The following is a 16496-nucleotide window of genomic DNA, read 5'->3' on the forward strand; positions in this document are numbered from 1 at the left end:
CCTCTTCATGCCTCCCTCTCCGACTTCATTCCCCGAACCCGCCGCGCCTTCCTCCTCCCGTGACGCGACCGTCCCGCCGGCAACACGGCATGAGCATCCTGACCGCGATTCCGGAGTGGCAGGGGACTCCAGCCCGTGTGACGGTGAAGCCGCCCGCATCGTCGCCCGGCTCACCTTCGCCGAAAAAGCCGCGCTCCTCTCCGGCCACGACACCTGGCACTTCGGCGGCGTTCCCCGTCTCGGCATTCCGCCGCTCCGCGTGGCCGATTGCGGACACGGCGTCACCTTCGTCGAAGAAGGCCTCGCCGGGACGACCTGTCTCCCCACCGCCATCGGCATGGGTGCGACCTGGGACCCCGGACTCGTCGAACGGGCCGGCGCGCTCCTCGGGCGCGAATGTCGCGCTCTCGGCGTCGGCATCCTCCTCGGCCCGATGATCAACCTCATCCGCCTTCCTGTCGGCGGACGCAATTTCGAAGCCTGGTCCGAAGACCCGCACCATACCGCCCGCCTCGCCACCGCCTTCATCCACGGTATCCAGAGCACGGGTACAGGCGCCTGCGCCAAGCACCTCGCCGGCTACGCCCAGACCCGGCACTCCCGCACCCACAGCGCCGAAATCGACCCGCGCACTCTCCGCGAACTCTACCTGCGCCACTTCGCCGCCGTCATCCGCGAGGCGCGCCCGGCGCTGGTCATGACCGCCTACAACAAGGTCAACGGCCACGACACCGCCGCCCATCGCGGCCTGTTGCAGGATTTTCTCCGCCACGAACTCCATTACGAGGGTGTCACGCTCTCCGACTGGGGAGGCGTTCACGACACCGCCGTCATCGCCGCCGGCCTCGATCTCGAAATGCCCGGTCCGCCGCGCCACGTCACCTCCGCCACCCTCGCTGCCGCCATCGCCTGCGGCGACCTCACGCACGAGGAGCTCGATGCCCGCGCCACCCGTATCCTCGCCGCCAGCCTGCGCCACGCGGTCCGTCCCGGCCAGCCCGGCGAACTCGACACCCCCGCCCATCGCGCCCTCGCCCGCGAGATCGCCGAAAGCAGCATCGTCCTGCTCAAAAACGAAAACGCCGCGCTCCCGCTCGAGGTTCCCCTCCGCCGCCTCGCCGTCATCGGTCCCAATGCTGCCACCGCCCGGCTCGGCGGCAGCGGCAGCGCCTCCGTCACCCCCTCGCATGCCGTTTCCCCGCTCGAAGGCCTGCGTGCCCGGCTGGCCGGCACCGGCATCGAAATCGGCTACGCCGAAGGCTGCCCCGCCCACGGCTCCGGCAAGCCCGTCGCCGGCCGGTTCGCCGTTTCCTTTTTCAACAACATCGATCTCGAAGGTCCGCCCGCGCACCGCACCACGGCCGACACCATCGCCTGCTCCTGGGGCTGGGCCGCGCCCGCGCCCGGCGTGCGCCGCGGCGAGTTCGGCGTTCGCATCGAAGGCGTCCTCGATTATCCGGTATCCGGCGGCACACCGCCGCCGCCATCGTCATTGATTCTCCATTACGAAGCCGGCGGCGCCCGCGTCTGGATCGACGACCGGCTCGTCCACGACCACTGGACCCCCGATGCCTGCGGCACCTTCGAGGACCGCTACGGCGCGCACTCCGCTTCGCTGAGAGTTTGGAGTTCAGGGTCTGGAGTTCACAGTTCTGGCAATGCCACGCTCACCTCGTCCGCCACACCCGCCAATAACCCCGAACGGGAAACCCTGAACGCTAAACCGGCGGCGGAAGTCGAGGCGCAGCCGCGCCGAACGCGGCTGCGCCTCGACTTCCGCCAACTCGCCTCCGGCTCCGCCCTCCGCCTCGAATGGCCGCCCGACAACGACACCGCCCTGCGCGACGAAGCCGTGGCGCTCGCCCGCGATGCCGATGCCGTCATTCTCTGCGCCGGCCTCTGCAACCGTTTCGAAGGCGGCGGCTCCGACCGCCCCTCGCTCGCCCTGCCCGAGGGGCAGGACGCGCTCATCGCCGCCATCGCCGCCGTCAACCCGCGCACCGTCGTGGTCCTCAACGGCGCGACCGCCATGGCCATGCCCTGGCTCGACCGGGTGCCGGCGGTGCTGCACGCCTTTTACCCCGGCGAGGAAGGCGGCGCCGCCCTCGCCCGCATCCTTTGCGGAGACGTATCGCCTTCGGGCCGCCTCCCCGTCACGCTTCCCCGCCGGCTCGAAGACGTGCCCGGGATGGCGTTTTACCCCGGCACGCCCGAACGGGCCTTTTTCGGCGAAGGCCTTTTTGTCGGCTACCGCCATGATGTGTCTCATCCCGGGCTGGCCGCGCCCCTGTTTCCGTTCGGTCACGGCCTCACGTATTCCACTTTTGACTACTCCGGCCTTTCCCTTCAGGCTGCTGACGGCGAAACAACGGTTGCCCTCACCCTCACCAACACCGGTCCGCGCGCCGCCGCCGAAGTCGTGCAACTTTACGTCGGCCCGGCGGCTCCCGATCCGGACGTGCCGCGTCCGGCGCTCGAACTCCGCGCGTTCAGAAAAATCCGGCTCGCCTCCGGTGAGTCCCGCCGCGTTTCGTTCATGCTCACGTCCGACGACCTCGCCCGCTACGATCCCGGCCTCCGCCGCTGGCTCGTCGAGCCCGGTGACTATCGGGTGCAAGTCGGCCCGAACAGCGCCGAAGGCCTCACGGCCACCTTTCCGGCAAGCTGGCAGGATGGCGCCGGCGAGGTGCCTGCAATCGGGCCCGAAGCGGGCGTTTGGCAGAAAGAGCCCGCGCCACCTTATTTCCGCCGCTCGATCAGCTCCACCTCGTAGCCCTCGGGCGCGTCGATGAAAGCGATCATGCCGCTGCCCGAGCGCGTGGGACCGTCGCTGAGTTCATAGCCCTTTGCCTTCAATTCTGCGGCAAAAGCCTCCAGGTTTTCGACCTCGAACGCGAGGTGCATGAGATCGGGCTGCACCTGCACGGGTGGCGCGCCGGCGCTGGCGGGCATCTGGCAAAGCTCGATTTCCTCCTCGCTGCCCGGAGTGGCCAGAAACACCAGTTGCGCCCCGCGCGGGGACTGCGAGCGGCGGGCCACCTTCAGCCCGAGCGTATCTTCGTAAAATTTCACGGTGCGTTCGATATCGTTTACCCGCATGCGGGTGTGAAGGAGTCGGGTCACGGTTGCCATGATGCGCCCGAGCCAACAACGGCTCCGGAAATCTGAAAACCTCAAAATTCCGGCCAACCTTCCGCCTCCCTGGCAAAAAGCACCTCCTGAAACTTTCTGCTTTTGTTTTGGGACCGGGCGGCTACGTTCGCGCCCTTGCTTTCCGGAGAGGTGGCAGAGTGGTCGATCGCGCCTGACTCGAAATCAGGTGCTGGTGAAAGCCAGCCGGGGGTTCGAATCCCTCCCTCTCCGCCATTCATTTTCCGTATGGCCGATTTTCTCGAAGAAACACCTGCATCCAGGAACCAGCGTTGCGAACGCGCCTTTCTCGTGGGCGTGCAAACCCCGCAAATGCAGCCAGGCGAAGGTGATGAACTGCTCAACGAGCTGCACGAACTCGTGGAAAATCTCCATATCGGCGTCGTCGAACGCGCGCTCGTCAACCTGCGCGCCCCCAACCCGGGCACGCTTCTTGGCAGCGGAAAGACCGAGGAGCTCATCGCCCGGGCCAAGGAGCTCGACTGCGATCTCATCGTGATCGACGACCACCTCTCGCCCGCGCAACAGCGCAACTGGGAAAAACTCTCCGAAATCGCCGTCATCGACCGCGAGGAAGTCATTCTGGATATTTTCGCCGACCGCGCGCAGACCCGCGAGGCCGTCCTCCAGGTGGCCCTCGCCCGCATGGAGTATTCGCTGCCGCGGCTGACGCGCGCGTGGACGCATCTCTCGCGCCAGCGCGGCAAGGGCAAGATGGGCGGCGAAGGCGAAACCCAGCTCGAACAGGACCGCCGCCTCGTGCGCGACCGCATCACGCGGCTGAAAAAGGAGCTCGGCGAAGTCCGCAAGCAGCGCGGCGTGCAACGTCACAAGCGCCAGCGCGTGCCCGTGCCCACCGCCGCCATCGTCGGCTACACCAACGCCGGCAAATCCTCCCTGATCAACACGCTCACCGGCTCCAGCGTTCTCGCCGAGGACAAGCTCTTCGCCACGCTCGACCCGACCACGCGCCAGCTCGTGCTGCGCGGCAACCAGAAGCTGCTCGTCACCGACACGGTCGGCTTCATTCGCCGCCTGCCGCACGGGCTCGTCGAGGCCTTCAAGGCCACGCTGGAGGAAGCCCTTGTCGCCGACTTCCTGATCCACGTTCTCGACGTGACCGCGCCCAACGTCGCCGCCCACCACGCCACCACGCTCGCCGTGCTCGGGGAGCTGGGCGCGGACGAGAAGCGCATCCTGACGGTGTTCAACAAGGTGGATGCCGCCGACGAACCGCACCTGGCGCGGGCCCGCCAGCTCGACCGGGACGGCATCTTTCTCAGCGCGCGGACCGGAGACGGCGTCCCGGCGCTGGTCGACCACTGCCTCGATCTCATCGCCGGGGCGTTCGGCAGCTCGAAACTTTTTATTCCGCACAGCCGCCACGATGTGATCTCGCGGCTCCATGCCATCGGGCACGTCCAGGTCGAGGAACAGCGCGACGACGGTGTGTACATCGAGGGGCGTTTCCCGCCGGCGCAGAAGGGGCTTTTTGCGGAGTTCGAGGTGAGCGGAGCAAAGCGGCAGAACCGCTGAAAAGCATGTCCGTAGCGGCATGCCTCCGTGCATGCCGGTTTGCGCACGGGGCGCCCAAACCATTTTCCGGGCAGGCGGCGCGAGTATCCGTTTGGCGACGGAGCGGCGGCATTCTTGCCGCTGCAGACGACGCAACGCGTCGCCGGTTCAGACGGCGAGGCACAGGGCGAGGCACGGACGCGCCTCGTCGCAGCGGCAAGAATGCCGCCGCTCCGTCAAACGCCGTAACCGCTAAACAGTTACCGGCGCGAAGCGCCGTCACCACAGGCGGATCGGCAGAAAAAGCCTGTGGCTACGATTTCAGCGCTCCGAAAGCCGGGCGATCACCGCCGGCAGCAGCGCGTGCTCGGCGGCGTGGATTTTCGCCGCCAGGGTTTCCGGTGTATCGTCGCTCCCGATACGCACGGCGGCCTGGTCGATGATCGGGCCGCCATCGACTTCGGCGGTCACGTAATGGACGGTGCAGCCGGTGATTTTCACGCCGCGCCGGAAGGCCTGGCCGATGGCGTCGAGCCCGGCAAAGGCCGGCAGGAGGCTCGGGTGCAGGTTGATGATTTTGCCCGCAAACGCGTCGAGGAAGCCCGGCTTGATCACGCGCATGAAACCGGCCAGCACGACGAGGTCCGCACGCTGCTCGCGGATGGCGGCGATGTAGCGGGCCTCGCCTTCGCCATCGAGCTTGGTCCTGAAGGGCGCAGGATCGAGAAACGCCGCGGGCACGCCAAAGCGCGGCCCGAGCCCGAGGATGCCGGCGTCGGGTTTGTCGGAAAACAGATGCACGACTTCGGCGCGGCCGAGCTTGCCGGCGCGTTGCGCGGTGAGGATTGCCTCGGCATTGGAGCCGCGACCGGAGCCGAGAATGACGATTCGCATATGGAAAAAGAAACCGGATCAACTACCGGAGCCTTCCAAAGAAGGCTGCCGCCGGATGTGATTGCCACAAAAAGGCACAAAAGACGCAAAAATCAGCCCCCTTGAGAGGGGATCTGAAAATTTGTTTTTTGCCTTCTGTTCAATTTTTAAAAGCTCCCGTAATAACAGGATCAGGAAGCTCACGCGGGGATGCTCTTGATCGGGAAATGGTATCAGGTCCTTCCTTCATTTTACTGGTGGAGGATTTTTTTGCCGTCGTAAACGGGTTTGCCATCCACATACGTGGCCTTGACGCGGCCGCGGAGTTTCTGGCCATGCCAGGGGCTGTTGCCGGATTTGCTGAAACCCTTGTTGCTGTCGTAGAGCCATTCCTCGTCGGGATCGAAGAGGCAAAGGTCGGCGGCGGCGCCTTCGGCCAAGGTGCCCGTGCCGGCGGGAAAGTTGACGATGCCGGCGGGTTTGCGGGTCATCAGATCCACCACGGTGGCAAGCTTGAACCGGTTTTGCCGGACGAGGATTTCGAGCGAGATGGCGAGCGCGGTCTCGAGGCCGAGAATGCCGTTGGGCGCGTAGTCGAATTCCTTGTCTTTCTCGTCATCGGTGTGCGGAGCGTGGTCGGTGGCGATGATGTCGAGCGTGCCGTCACGCAGGCCCTCGATGACCGCGAGGCGGTCGTCTTCGGTGCGCAGCGGCGGGTTCATCTTGAAACGCGTGTCGTAGGTCTCGAGGGCGCTGTCGGTGAGGGCGAAGTGGTGCGGCGTGGCCTCGGCAGTGACGGGCACGCCCCGCGACTTGGCGCGGCGGATGATCTCCACGGCGTTGTGCGAGGAGATGTGCTGCATGTGGATGCGCGCGCCGGTGTAAGTTGCGAGGATGACGTTGCGCGACACGATGATGTCCTCGGCGGCGTTGGGCCAGCCGCGCAGGCCGAGGCGCGTGGACATGACGCCTTCGTTCATGACGGCGCCGGCGGTCATGGAGTGGTCCTGGCAGTGATCCATGAGCGGGAGGTCGAACATGCGGGCGTATTCGCAGGCGCGGCGCATGAGTTCGTTGGACTGCACGCAATCGCCGTCGTCGGTGATCGCGACGACACCGGCGCGCTTGAGCGAACCGATGGGCGCGAGGGCCTGGCCCTTCATGCCCACGGTGATGCAGCCGGTGGGGTAAACCTTCACGCAGGCGGTGCGGCGGATGGAGTCGTTGATGAGCTGGATGGTGCCGGCCGTGTCGGCCACGGGCGAGGTGTTGGGCATGCACACGACGGTGGTAAAGCCGCCGGCGGCGGCCGCGCGGGAGCCGGTCTCGATGGTCTCCTTGTGCGTCTGGCCGGGCTCGCGGAAGTGGACGTGGACGTCCACGAGGCCGGGAGCGGCAACGAGGCCGGAGGCGTCGATCTTTTTGGCTTTCTTCTTCTCCGCAGCGGAAAGCGAAGTCGCGAACTTGCCATTGACGATGTAAAGATCGCCGACGGCGTCGCGCTTGCTGGCGGGATCGATGACGCGGGCGTTTTGTATCCAGAGCATGGGAATTTTAATTAAGAATTAATAATTGGAGATTGCTGGCCAGGCGTGAAGTGAATGGGGAGGGACATGAGGTTGGTGCGGGAGATTTTCAGAAATTTTTTAATTCTTAATTCTTGATTTCCTCAATGGAGCACGTTTTCGGGCTGGCCGCCGGCGCAGAGGTAGAGGACGGCCATGCGGACGGCGATGCCGTTGGTGACCTGTTCGAGGATCACGCTGCGGCTGCCGTCGGCGAGTTCGCTGTCGATCTCGACGCCGCGGTTGATCGGGCCGGGGTGCATGATGATGGCCTTGGGGTCGAGCCAGGAGGCGCGCGTCTTGTTGAGGCCGAACATGCTCGTGTATTCGCCGAGCGAGGGGAACATGGCGGCGGTCTGGCGTTCGTGTTGTATCCGCAATAACATGACAACCTCGGCGCCGGCGAGCGCGCTGCGCAGGTCGTGCGAGACGGTGACTCCGCCGATGGCCTCGAACCAGCGCGGGACGAGCGTGGAGGGGCCGACGATGGTGACATTGGCTCCCATTTTGGACAGGGCGTGAATATTGGAGCGGGCCACGCGGCTGAAGAGGATGTCGCCGAGGATGACGATCTTGCGGCCGCGCAGGTCCTGCCCGAGGCGCTCGCGCATGGTGAAGGTATCGAGCAGCCCTTGCGTGGGATGGGAGTGCGCGCCGTCGCCGGCGTTGATGACAGGGATGTCGAGGATACGCGAGAGGTAGAGCGGGGAGCCGGAGGCGGAGTGGCGGATCACGATCATGTCGGCGCCGAGGGCGCGGATGTTTTCGGCGGTGTCGCGCAGGGATTCACCCTTCGTCGTCGAGGAAGTCGAGGAGTCGAACGCGACGACGTCGGCCGAGAGGCGCTTGGCCGCCATTTCGAAGGAGATGCGGGTGCGCGTGCTGGGCTCGAAGAAGAGGTTGACGATCGTCTTGCCGCGCAGGGCGGGGACTTTTTTCACGCTGCGGCCGAGGATTTTTTTGAAGGCGGCGGCGGTGGCGTGGATCTGGTTGATTTCATCGAGGGAGAGTTCCTCGATCGTGAGCAGGTGGCGGCGATTCCAGGACATGGAGAAAAGGCGGGATTCGGAGTGCGGAGTGAGGAATGAAAGAGGCGACGGGAGAGCCGTCAGGCCTTGGGCGTCGCGTGCCTGATCGTGATGGAATCGGTGGCGGTATCGTCGTCCGCGCCGAGTTTGACGACGATCTTGTCGCTGTCTTCCACGTCGAGGGTGATGCCGGTGAAGTCGGCGGCGATGGGGAGGCGGCGGCCGCCGCGGTCGACGAGGATGGCGAGTTCGACGCGGGCGGGGCGGCCGTGGTCGAAAAGCTCGTTGAGCGCGGCGTTGATGGTGCGGCCGGAGAAAAGGACGTCGTCAACGAGGACGACATTGGCGTCGTCGATATCGATCGGGATGAGGGTCGGGGTGTACTCCTTGGGGATGGGGTGGCGGCCGATGTCGTCGCGGTGGAAGGAGATGTCGATGGTGCCGACTTTGGCGGACCTGATGCGGGAGCCGAGGCGGCGGGCGAGTTCGATGCCGCCGTTGGCGATGCCGAGGAGGACGAGTTTCCGGCTTCCGGAACGACGCCGGGCGCGGATATCGGCGGCGAGCCGTTCGATGGCTTGGTGGATGTCGTCCGCGGAGAGGGTCTTGCTGTCCGGTTTGCCCGGATTGCTCGGTTTTGATGCAGGCACGAGGTGCGGTTTTGCCCCTGCCGGGCTGTCGGGTAAAGCGGGAAAACAGGACGAAGTCCTCCTCCCCCGCCCCCCCCGGCCTGCCGGACAACAATCTTGCGCTCATCCGTCCGGTTTTTGCAGAGTACTTCCTTTTTCGCGACTTTTCCTGACTTTCCAGACCTCGACCTTCCATGAAACAACGCACCCTTGCGCGCGCCGTCACCATCGACGGAAAAGCCCTTCACACCGGCGAAACCGTCACCCTCACCCTCAAGCCTGCCCCCGTTAACCACGGGTACGTTTTCAGGCGGATTGACCTGAACGGGCACCCCGAAATCAAGCCCCTGGCCAGCCTCACCGGCGACCTCGTCCGCCAGACGACCATCGTGCAGGGCCACGCCAGCCTTCACACCATCGAACACGTTCTCAGCGCCCTCCACGGCTGCGGCATCGACAACTGCCTCATCGAAATGAACGCCTCCGAGCCGCCCATCCTCGACGGCTCGGCCAAACCCTTCGTCAACGCCATCATGGAAGGCGATCCCGTCGAACAGGATGCCGAACGCGAATGCTTCATCCTCGACGAACCCGTCTCCGTGCAGCGCGACAGCAGCTCCATCATCGCCCTGCCCTGCGATCACTTCAAGATTTCCTGCACCTCGGCCGACGACCGCGGCATCCACGCCCAGCACCTCTCGCTCGACATCACCCCCGACACCTACGCCACCCAGATCGCCGCCGCCCGCACTTTTACCGTTTACGAGGACATCGAGCCCCTCCTCAAGATGGGCAAGATCAAGGGCGGCTCGCTCGACTGCGCCGTCGTCATCAAGGGCGACAAGATCCTCTCCAAGGAAGGCCTCCGCTTCAAGGACGAGTTCGTCCGCCACAAGATCCTCGACATCATCGGCGACATCACCCTCCTCGGCTCGCCCATCAAGGCGCACATCATCGCCACCCGCCCCGGCCACGCCATCAACGCCGAGCTCACCAAGGCCCTCTTCGCCAGGCTCGAGGAAAAGAAAAAAGGCCCGAAAAAGAAACCGCGCGTCGTCGTCGGCTCCCCGCTCCCTACCGAAGTCTCCCTCGATATCCGGCGCATCCTCGACATGCTGCCGCACCGCTACCCGTTCGTGATGGTCGACCGCGTCGCCGAATTCGTCGGCGAGGAGGAACTCGTGGCCATCAAGAACGTGACGATCAACGAACCCTATTTCCAGGGCCACTTCCCCGGCAACCCCGTCATGCCCGGCGTGCTGCAACTCGAAGCCATGGCGCAGGCCTCCGGCATCCTCATGCTCCGCCGTACCGGCAGCGCCGAGGGCAAGGCCACGCTCTTCATGAGCGCCGACAAGGTGAAATTCCGCCGCCCCGTGCGCCCCGGCGACCAGCTCATCATCAACGCCAAACTCACCAAGTTCCGTAACAACAAACTCGCCGCCGCCGACTGCACCTGCACCGTCGACGGCCAGGTGGTGTCCTCCGCCGAACTCATGTTCGCCCTCGTGGACGAGGGGGATGTCGGGTAAGCGCGCAGGGCGCGCTTGCCGGTTCAACGTTCAGAGTTTGGAGTTTGGAGTTCAGGGTTTGGAGTTTTCGCATCGAACGTCCTCCCTCTCCCTCCGCCTGAACCATAAGGGAAGTTCTGAAAATTCATTTTTGAACAGAAGGAAACAAAGGTAACGAAGGTAAAAACAAAGAAGACCCTGAACAGGAAGTTATTTATTTCAAGAAAGTTAAACAGGAATGAACAGTAAGCATCCTTGGTTATTCTTCGTTCTCTTCGTTGCCTTCTGTTCAATTTTTAGAAGTCCCCATAAACTCTGAACCCTGAACTCCAAACTTTGAATTCCAAACCAATGATTCATCCATCCGCCTACGTTGATCCGGCCGCCGAACTCGGCGCCGGTGTCGAGATCGGGCCCTTTGCCTATGTCGGCGCCGGCGTGCGCCTGGGCGACGGCTGCCGGCTCCACCACCACGCCTCGGTCGAGGGCAACACGTGGCTCGGCGAGCGCTGTGACGTCTTCCCCTACGCCAACCTCGGCGCGAAGACGCAGGACCTCAAATACAAGGGCGGCAACCCCGGCGTGCGCATCGGCGCGCGCAATGTGTTTCGCGAATACGTCACCGTCCACGCCGCCACCGCCGACGGCGACATGACGGTCATGGGCGATGACAACCTCTTCCTCGCCTACTGCCATGTCGCGCACGACTGCATCGTCGGCAACCACGTCATCGCCAGCAACGGCACCGGCCTCGCCGGCCACGTCATCGTGGAAGACTACGTGGTGTGCGGCGCCCATTGCGGCGTGCACCAGTTTTGCCGCATCGGCGAGCACTCCATGATCAGCGCCTTTACCAAGATCGTGCAGGACATCACGCCCTGGTGCATCGCCGACGGCATCCCGGCCGCCATCCGTTCGATCAACAAGGTGGGCCTCGAACGCCGCGGCTTCACGCCGGAACAGCTCGACCGGATCAAGCAGATCTACCGCATCCTCTTCCGCGACGGCCTCAACCGCTCGCAGGCCTTCGAGAAACTCCGCGCCCATCCCGAAGCGGACAGCCCGGAAATCCGGACGATCCTCGCCTTCGCCGCCAAAAGCGAACGCGGCCTCGTCCCCGGTTCCTGACCGGCGCCAGGCTCCGCGACCGGCTCACGAAAGCGGCGAGGAAACGGAGCGAATCCCGGATCCGCGGCTCCGCGTCGTCGCGGCAAGGTCGGCATCGAAATCATGGCGGGCGGCCGCCCGTGCAGGCAAGAGCCTGACATGCCATGAAGAACCCCTTCCGGCGCGCGCCGGACCGCGGTGCCCTGAAGAATCAGGGTTTCCCCTGACTATCCGTGTTCCTCCCGACTCCGGTATGATGGCTGGCAACCGACCACCGACCATCATGAGGCTATCCTGCACACTACAACCCGACCGGAAAAATCTCGCCCTCCCTTGCACACTTGCACTCGCGCTCGCCCTGCCTCTTCCCGACTCCGTCGCAGCGGCAGGCTTCCACGAATCCGGCGTCGGTCATATCGTCATCGATACGCAGGATTTGCCCGCTCTCATCCCGACGACCGAAGACAAGGACTACGGCATCCTCGGCGAATCCACCGACGGCGGTGATGTCGGGATCACGAGCGCGTCGACGGTCTCGACGACCGGCAGTGAAGCCACCGGCATCCGTGCCGCCACCTCCGGTTCCGGCCGCATCGACATTCTTAATACCGGAGACCTTCGCACCACCGGATGGAGGGCGGATGGCATTCTCGCCTCCGGCTCGGGCGAGATCGAAATCGACAACCGTGCCGATATCCACACGAGCGGCACCATGGCCCACGGCATCCGCGCCAGCCAGGGCGGCAGTGCCGATACCGTCATCCGCAATACCGGCAATCTGCAGGTCGACGGAAACGCCGGCGGCTGGTTCGACGTGATGGCCGGCATCTCCGTCTCGTCCTACTCCTCCGGTGCCGTCGACGTCATCCACAATGGCGACATCCTCGTCACCGGAAAAGGCGTCGGTGGAGGTGGCCCCATGGGCGCCTTCGGCATTTTCACCCACACCCGCGGCACCGCCGTGTCCACCATCACCGCTTCCGGTGACATCACGGTGACCGGCAACGATCCTGTCACCGCCCCGACGTCTCCCTACCAGACGGGCATCGAAAACCGCGCCGAATACGGCACGGCCAGCATCAACTACACCAACGGCACCCTGACTGCCGCCGGCACCACCGGCACTCGCGGACTGGTCGCCTGGAGTTCCAACAAGAGCGCGGGCACCGAGGCCTCCGTCAACGTCGGGCTGGATGGCTCAGCCACGACGGTGAACGCCTATGGCAGCGGCAGCTTCGGCGTGCTTGCCTCCTCCTGGAAAAACAGCGTCAGGATCGGCCGCAATGCCGGGGTTCTTGGCGAGACAGGCATTCAGATCCAGGGCGTTGACAACACATTTGAGAACGACGGCCGCATCGTCGCCAGCGGCGCCAATCACGCCGCCGTCGCCGTCTACGCCTACCGCGGGAATGGCACGGTCACCCTGACCAACACCGGCCACATCGAAGGCGCTTACGGAGTCTGGCTGGGAGGAGCCGACGGCAACACCATGGACGGCGGCACCCTGTACAATAGCGGCACGATCCTCTCGACCGGCGGCGACGACGGCATCGCGATCGGCGTATCCGGAAAAAACATCGCCATCACGCTCGACACCGGGAGTGACATCACCGGAAGGATCCACAGCACCGGCACCGGAAACACGCTGACGCTTCAGGGCACGGCGACCGAAACCGCCGCCTTCAGCAGTTCGTCGGCGGAAAACCGTTTTTCCCTCACGGTGCAGGGCCGCGAGGGTGCGAATGCCCACTGGACCCTCAACGGCAACCTCTCGCAACTCGCCGGAGTCGGCGCGGTGGCCATCAACAACGCCACCGGCCCCGTGCGCGCGCCCTCGACGGGCAAACTGACCATCCGCCCCGGCGAGGCCGGCGACTACACGTTTGACCATGCGCTCTCCGGCAACGGCACCCTGCGTATCGAACTCGCCGATACCACCGGCCGCATTGCCTTCTCCGAAAACACCGGTTCGGCCTTCACCGGCATCTTCGAGCTGGGCTCCGGCACGTTTGCGATGGGCGGCGCCGCCGGCAGCCAGGGCCACTGGAACGCGCTGGCGCTTTCCAACGGCGCCTCCGGCCTGCTCCTCGATAACGGCAACCGCTTCACGGTCACAGGCGCGCAGGGCATCGGCTCGGGCGGACTGACGATCAACGACGGCGCCGTTTTCGAACTCGTGTTCAACGCGGAGGGCACCGGATCGCTGACGATGGCCGGCGGGCTTCTCGATATCGGTTCCGGAGCCCTGCTGGAAATCACGCTCGATGGCTACACGGTGCTGGGCACCGAAACCTTCGACATCATCACCGGAGCGGATGCGCTGACCGTGGCGGGCGGGTCCTTCGCCGCCGGCACGCTGTACGAACTCAACGGGTTCGATTTCTACATCCACCATGTCGGCAACGACATCATCCTGAGTGCGACGCCCGTGCCGGAACCCGCCACCTGCGCACTGATCGCCGCCAGCTTCGTGCTCCTCGGCACTGCCCTGCTCCGCCGCCGTTGACTTCTGCCAACCGGGCCAGTGCTAATCCCAAACCATGAATAAACCGCTAAAGGACGCTAACGGACGCTAAACCAGACTCTTCCGATTGTTTGATTTCAGCGCCCGTTAGCGTCCTTTAGCGCTTCCCCTCCTGTTCCGGCCACTAACAAAACGGGGGCGGACTAGTGACCATTAGTGGTTAAAAATGAATTTTCAGATCCTCCCTATCGTGTTTCCAGCTTGCGGCGCAGCCCGTCGATTTCCTCCTGCTGGCGGATGACGTGCAGCGTCAGTTCCTCGACCTTGCGGAGCAGCAGCGACTGCATTTCTCCGACGCTGACGCCCTCGCTGGCTACCTGCCCGGCCGATGGCACGCCCGGCAGCCGCTTGTTGGCTTCGATATGGTGTTTCACCTCAGTCAGCGGCATTAGCGCATAGTCCTCCGCAAACACGTCATCCGCCCAACCGGTATCGACGATGACCTCCTTGGCCCGGATCGGACCATTGACCGTGAGTTTGTGGGTGGCGACAGTGGTACCGATGCTGATATTCCCATTATTGTTAACGAGCAGATGTTCACCAATTCCTACACCCAGAGCGACATTCCATTCTCCAAATTTCAGAAATCCCATTGAGCTGGAATCCACCTTCCGCTGAATAAACATCGCGGCGGTATGCCAATCGCCCCCGGTCGCCAAGCGACGAGCAAAGACGTCTACCCCGTCCTGATTGGCTGTAGACACTCCAAGCTTGAGCAAATTGGTCTGACTAGCCCCCGGAACACCCAAGCTATTATAGATGTGCAGCATTGCGGCGGGAGTCGTTGTGCCAATTCCTACATTCCCATTATTTCTAATGGAAACACGATCCGTGCCTGACAGAGAGAATCTGATGTCTGCGCTATCTTCCGTCCGGAATCTGAGAACACCAGCACCTCTGTGGGTCATTTCGGATGCAGCATTAGAGCCGGTATTGTCTCGAATAATCCGCAGTCCATAATCCGAATAGGTATCATCTCCGTGAAAATCAATATATGCATAACGATTTCCGGCTCCAAACGAATTCAGCTCAATATTACCTCCCGTGTAAATGCTTCCACGAAGAGTTGTACTACCATTCACATCCAGCGATGTCGTCGGGGTTGTCGTGCCGATGCCGACACTCCCTATGTCGGGAAAGGTGTTTGTTTGCGCGTGCACGACAATCGCCAGCGCACATGATACTGTGATGAGGGAAGATGCTTTGTTCATTTGAGTTGTTTGGGTTCTGTGATTTCAGCCAGACGCTGTTCGAGTTGTTCGTTTTTCTTTTCGAGCCGGATGACATGCAGTGTCAGTTCCTCGATCTTGCGGAGTAGCAGCGACTGGGCCTCGCCGACAGAGAGGCCGTTTTCGGCTACCTCCTTGGCCGAAGGCATTCCCGGCAAACGCCCTTCCTGCTCGATATGCGCCTCGACTTCCTTCAACGAGGCCAAGCGATAATCCGATGCAAACACATCGTCCGCCCAGCCGGTATCGACGATCACTTCCTTGGCCCGGATCGGGCCGTTGACGGTAAGCGCATGTGTAGGAGACGTGGTTCCGATACCCAATTTACCATCGCGATTCAGGCGCATACGCTCGGTGTTATATGAATAGAAAATAGAATTTCCGGAGAAATCGAAGAGCACAGCGGATCGTCGATTTTGTTCACGAATAACCCCCATAGCTATTTGTGGCGTATGAGCGCCGCCCCAAGATGATTCAATTGCAGCAGTCGGCATATTGTTGCCTGTGGTCACATCCGCACCGAAATAGATTGAGCCACCATTGTTATTACCGGCAACCAATGTTCCTTTCGTTGCCGAAAACTGTATCCGACTGTCAGGATTGGTAACGACATCAAAAGGCGTTGTGGGAGATTGCCCGCCAATCCCGACAAAGCCGTTTCCCCGGATATGTACGACAGGAAGAAGATCCGGACCGCTATGAATCAAGATTCCGTTCGGGGACTGAAGCCGGAGATTGGCACCGGGCAAGACGCCTACCGTTTCATATTCGTAAGGGAAATTGATGGATGGATCATCCTGACCAATGATGACCTTGTTAATAATAGTTGCGTCAGCCACAACGACCGAGAGGCACAATATCGGAATCAGCAGAATTCGGGATGGTTTCATAGCGTAAATTTATCTGAAAAAAGCGATCGGGAGCCGGGTCGTTGTTTGTTGATTTTCGGAGAGGGAATTGGTCCTGAAATGTCGAGTGAGCTTCGCCCTGTCATGTCCCCGCTCGGCAACGTAATCTGCGTTCTGGTTGTCTGTTTCCTTCTCATCCTTTCCGGTTGATTCCCCAACCGTCGGGTTTCAAAAAATGTCAAAAATAAAGGTGCGACACCTTACGGCCTGTCCGACCCCTTACGGCCTGTCCCTTATGGCTTGCTTTTCGCGGTTAATTTTCAGAACCTCCCTATAGATTATTTAGTCCTAGCGGGATAATGGGTATATCGTGCGATTGTCGATAACTTCCTCTGCGGGCAAGGATTTCAGACATCTCAATTATAACGTGATCCAGCTTCGGTTCCAATGCAATGAACCACCCATCAGCAAGCCATATTTCAGGAAAACTGGCATTGGCTGTAACCAATCGTACGCA

General features: G+C 62.7%; 14 protein-coding genes and 1 tRNA gene. 7 read left to right on the forward strand and 8 right to left on the reverse strand.

Annotated elements, in window-relative coordinates; translation table 11 throughout:
• Window positions 1-7 precede the first annotated feature (7 nt).
• Window positions 8-2773 (forward strand): beta-glucosidase, encoded by a 2766-nt coding sequence (locus OPIT5_09380; protein AHF90380.1) that lies wholly within the window; start codon window positions 8-10, stop codon window positions 2771-2773.
• On the opposite strand, the gene OPIT5_09385 is transcribed toward OPIT5_09380, so the two are convergent.
• Window positions 2740-3132: a glyoxalase gene (locus OPIT5_09385; GenBank protein ID AHF90381.1), complete on the reverse strand. Its 393-nt coding sequence runs from the start codon at window positions 3130-3132 to the stop codon at window positions 2740-2742. The genes OPIT5_09380 and OPIT5_09385 overlap by 34 nt on opposite strands.
• A 144-nt stretch (window positions 3133-3276) precedes the next feature.
• On the opposite strand from OPIT5_09385, the gene OPIT5_09390 reads away from it, so the two are divergent.
• Both OPIT5_09390 and OPIT5_09395 read left to right on the forward strand, forming a co-directional pair.
• A tRNA-Ser gene (locus tag OPIT5_09390) sits at window positions 3277-3366 on the forward strand.
• Window positions 3367-3378: 12 nt separating this feature from the next.
• Entirely contained in the window at window positions 3379-4686 is a 1308-nt protein-coding gene (locus OPIT5_09395) for a GTP-binding protein HflX (GenBank protein ID AHF90382.1), read from the forward strand.
• A gap of 300 nt (window positions 4687-4986) precedes the next feature.
• On the opposite strand, the gene OPIT5_09400 is transcribed toward OPIT5_09395, so the two are convergent.
• The 4 genes from OPIT5_09400 to OPIT5_09415 form a co-directional block, all read right to left on the reverse strand.
• Window positions 4987-5559, reverse strand: coding sequence for a phosphoribosylglycinamide formyltransferase (locus OPIT5_09400; protein ID AHF90383.1), 573 nt, complete (start codon window positions 5557-5559; stop codon window positions 4987-4989).
• 230 nt (window positions 5560-5789) lie between these two features.
• Complete coding sequence (locus tag OPIT5_09405) at window positions 5790-7091, reverse strand: dihydroorotase (GenBank protein AHF90384.1); 1302 nt, start codon at window positions 7089-7091, stop codon at window positions 5790-5792.
• Between the two features lie 116 nt (window positions 7092-7207).
• A complete protein-coding gene (pyrB, locus tag OPIT5_09410; GenBank protein ID AHF90385.1) occupies window positions 7208-8152 on the reverse strand; it encodes an aspartate carbamoyltransferase in 945 nt (314 codons plus the stop codon).
• A gap of 59 nt (window positions 8153-8211) precedes the next feature.
• A complete protein-coding gene (locus tag OPIT5_09415; protein AHF90386.1) occupies window positions 8212-8781 on the reverse strand; it encodes a uracil phosphoribosyltransferase in 570 nt (189 codons plus the stop codon).
• Window positions 8782-8954: 173 nt separating this feature from the next.
• Between OPIT5_09415 and OPIT5_09420 the strand changes: the two genes are divergently transcribed.
• From OPIT5_09420 to OPIT5_09430, 3 genes are all read left to right on the forward strand, one after another.
• A complete protein-coding gene (locus OPIT5_09420) occupies window positions 8955-10292 on the forward strand; it encodes a beta-hydroxyacyl-ACP dehydratase (protein AHF90387.1) in 1338 nt (445 codons plus the stop codon).
• A 330-nt stretch (window positions 10293-10622) separates the two neighbouring features.
• Entirely contained in the window at window positions 10623-11399 is a 777-nt protein-coding gene (locus OPIT5_09425; protein ID AHF90388.1) for a UDP-N-acetylglucosamine acyltransferase, read from the forward strand.
• A gap of 262 nt (window positions 11400-11661) precedes the next feature.
• On the forward strand, window positions 11662-13884 hold the full coding sequence (locus tag OPIT5_09430) for a hypothetical protein (GenBank protein ID AHF94254.1): 2223 nt from the start codon (window positions 11662-11664) through the stop codon (window positions 13882-13884).
• A gap of 203 nt (window positions 13885-14087) precedes the next feature.
• Here OPIT5_09430 and OPIT5_09435 read toward each other — a convergent pair whose 3' ends face one another.
• The 3 genes from OPIT5_09435 to OPIT5_09445 all read right to left on the reverse strand — a co-directional run bounded on the left by OPIT5_09435 (window position 14088) and on the right by OPIT5_09445 (window position 15478).
• Window positions 14088-14435 (reverse strand): hypothetical protein, encoded by a 348-nt coding sequence (locus OPIT5_09435; protein AHF90389.1) that lies wholly within the window; start codon window positions 14433-14435, stop codon window positions 14088-14090.
• Window positions 14436-14806: 371 nt separating this feature from the next.
• Window positions 14807-14902: a hypothetical protein gene (locus OPIT5_09440; protein AHF94255.1), complete on the reverse strand. Its 96-nt coding sequence runs from the start codon at window positions 14900-14902 to the stop codon at window positions 14807-14809.
• A gap of 207 nt (window positions 14903-15109) precedes the next feature.
• Window positions 15110-15478: a hypothetical protein gene (locus OPIT5_09445; protein ID AHF90390.1), complete on the reverse strand. Its 369-nt coding sequence runs from the start codon at window positions 15476-15478 to the stop codon at window positions 15110-15112.
• Window positions 15479-15799: 321 nt separating this feature from the next.
• Here OPIT5_09445 and OPIT5_09450 point away from each other — a divergent pair, with 321 nt between their 5' ends.
• On the forward strand, window positions 15800-16189 hold the full coding sequence (locus OPIT5_09450; GenBank protein ID AHF94256.1) for a hypothetical protein: 390 nt from the start codon (window positions 15800-15802) through the stop codon (window positions 16187-16189).
• Window positions 16190-16496 lie beyond the last annotated feature (307 nt).

The sequence above is a fragment of the Opitutaceae bacterium TAV5 genome, from assembly GCA_000242935.3.
Lineage (GTDB): Bacteria > Verrucomicrobiota > Verrucomicrobiia > Opitutales > Opitutaceae > Geminisphaera.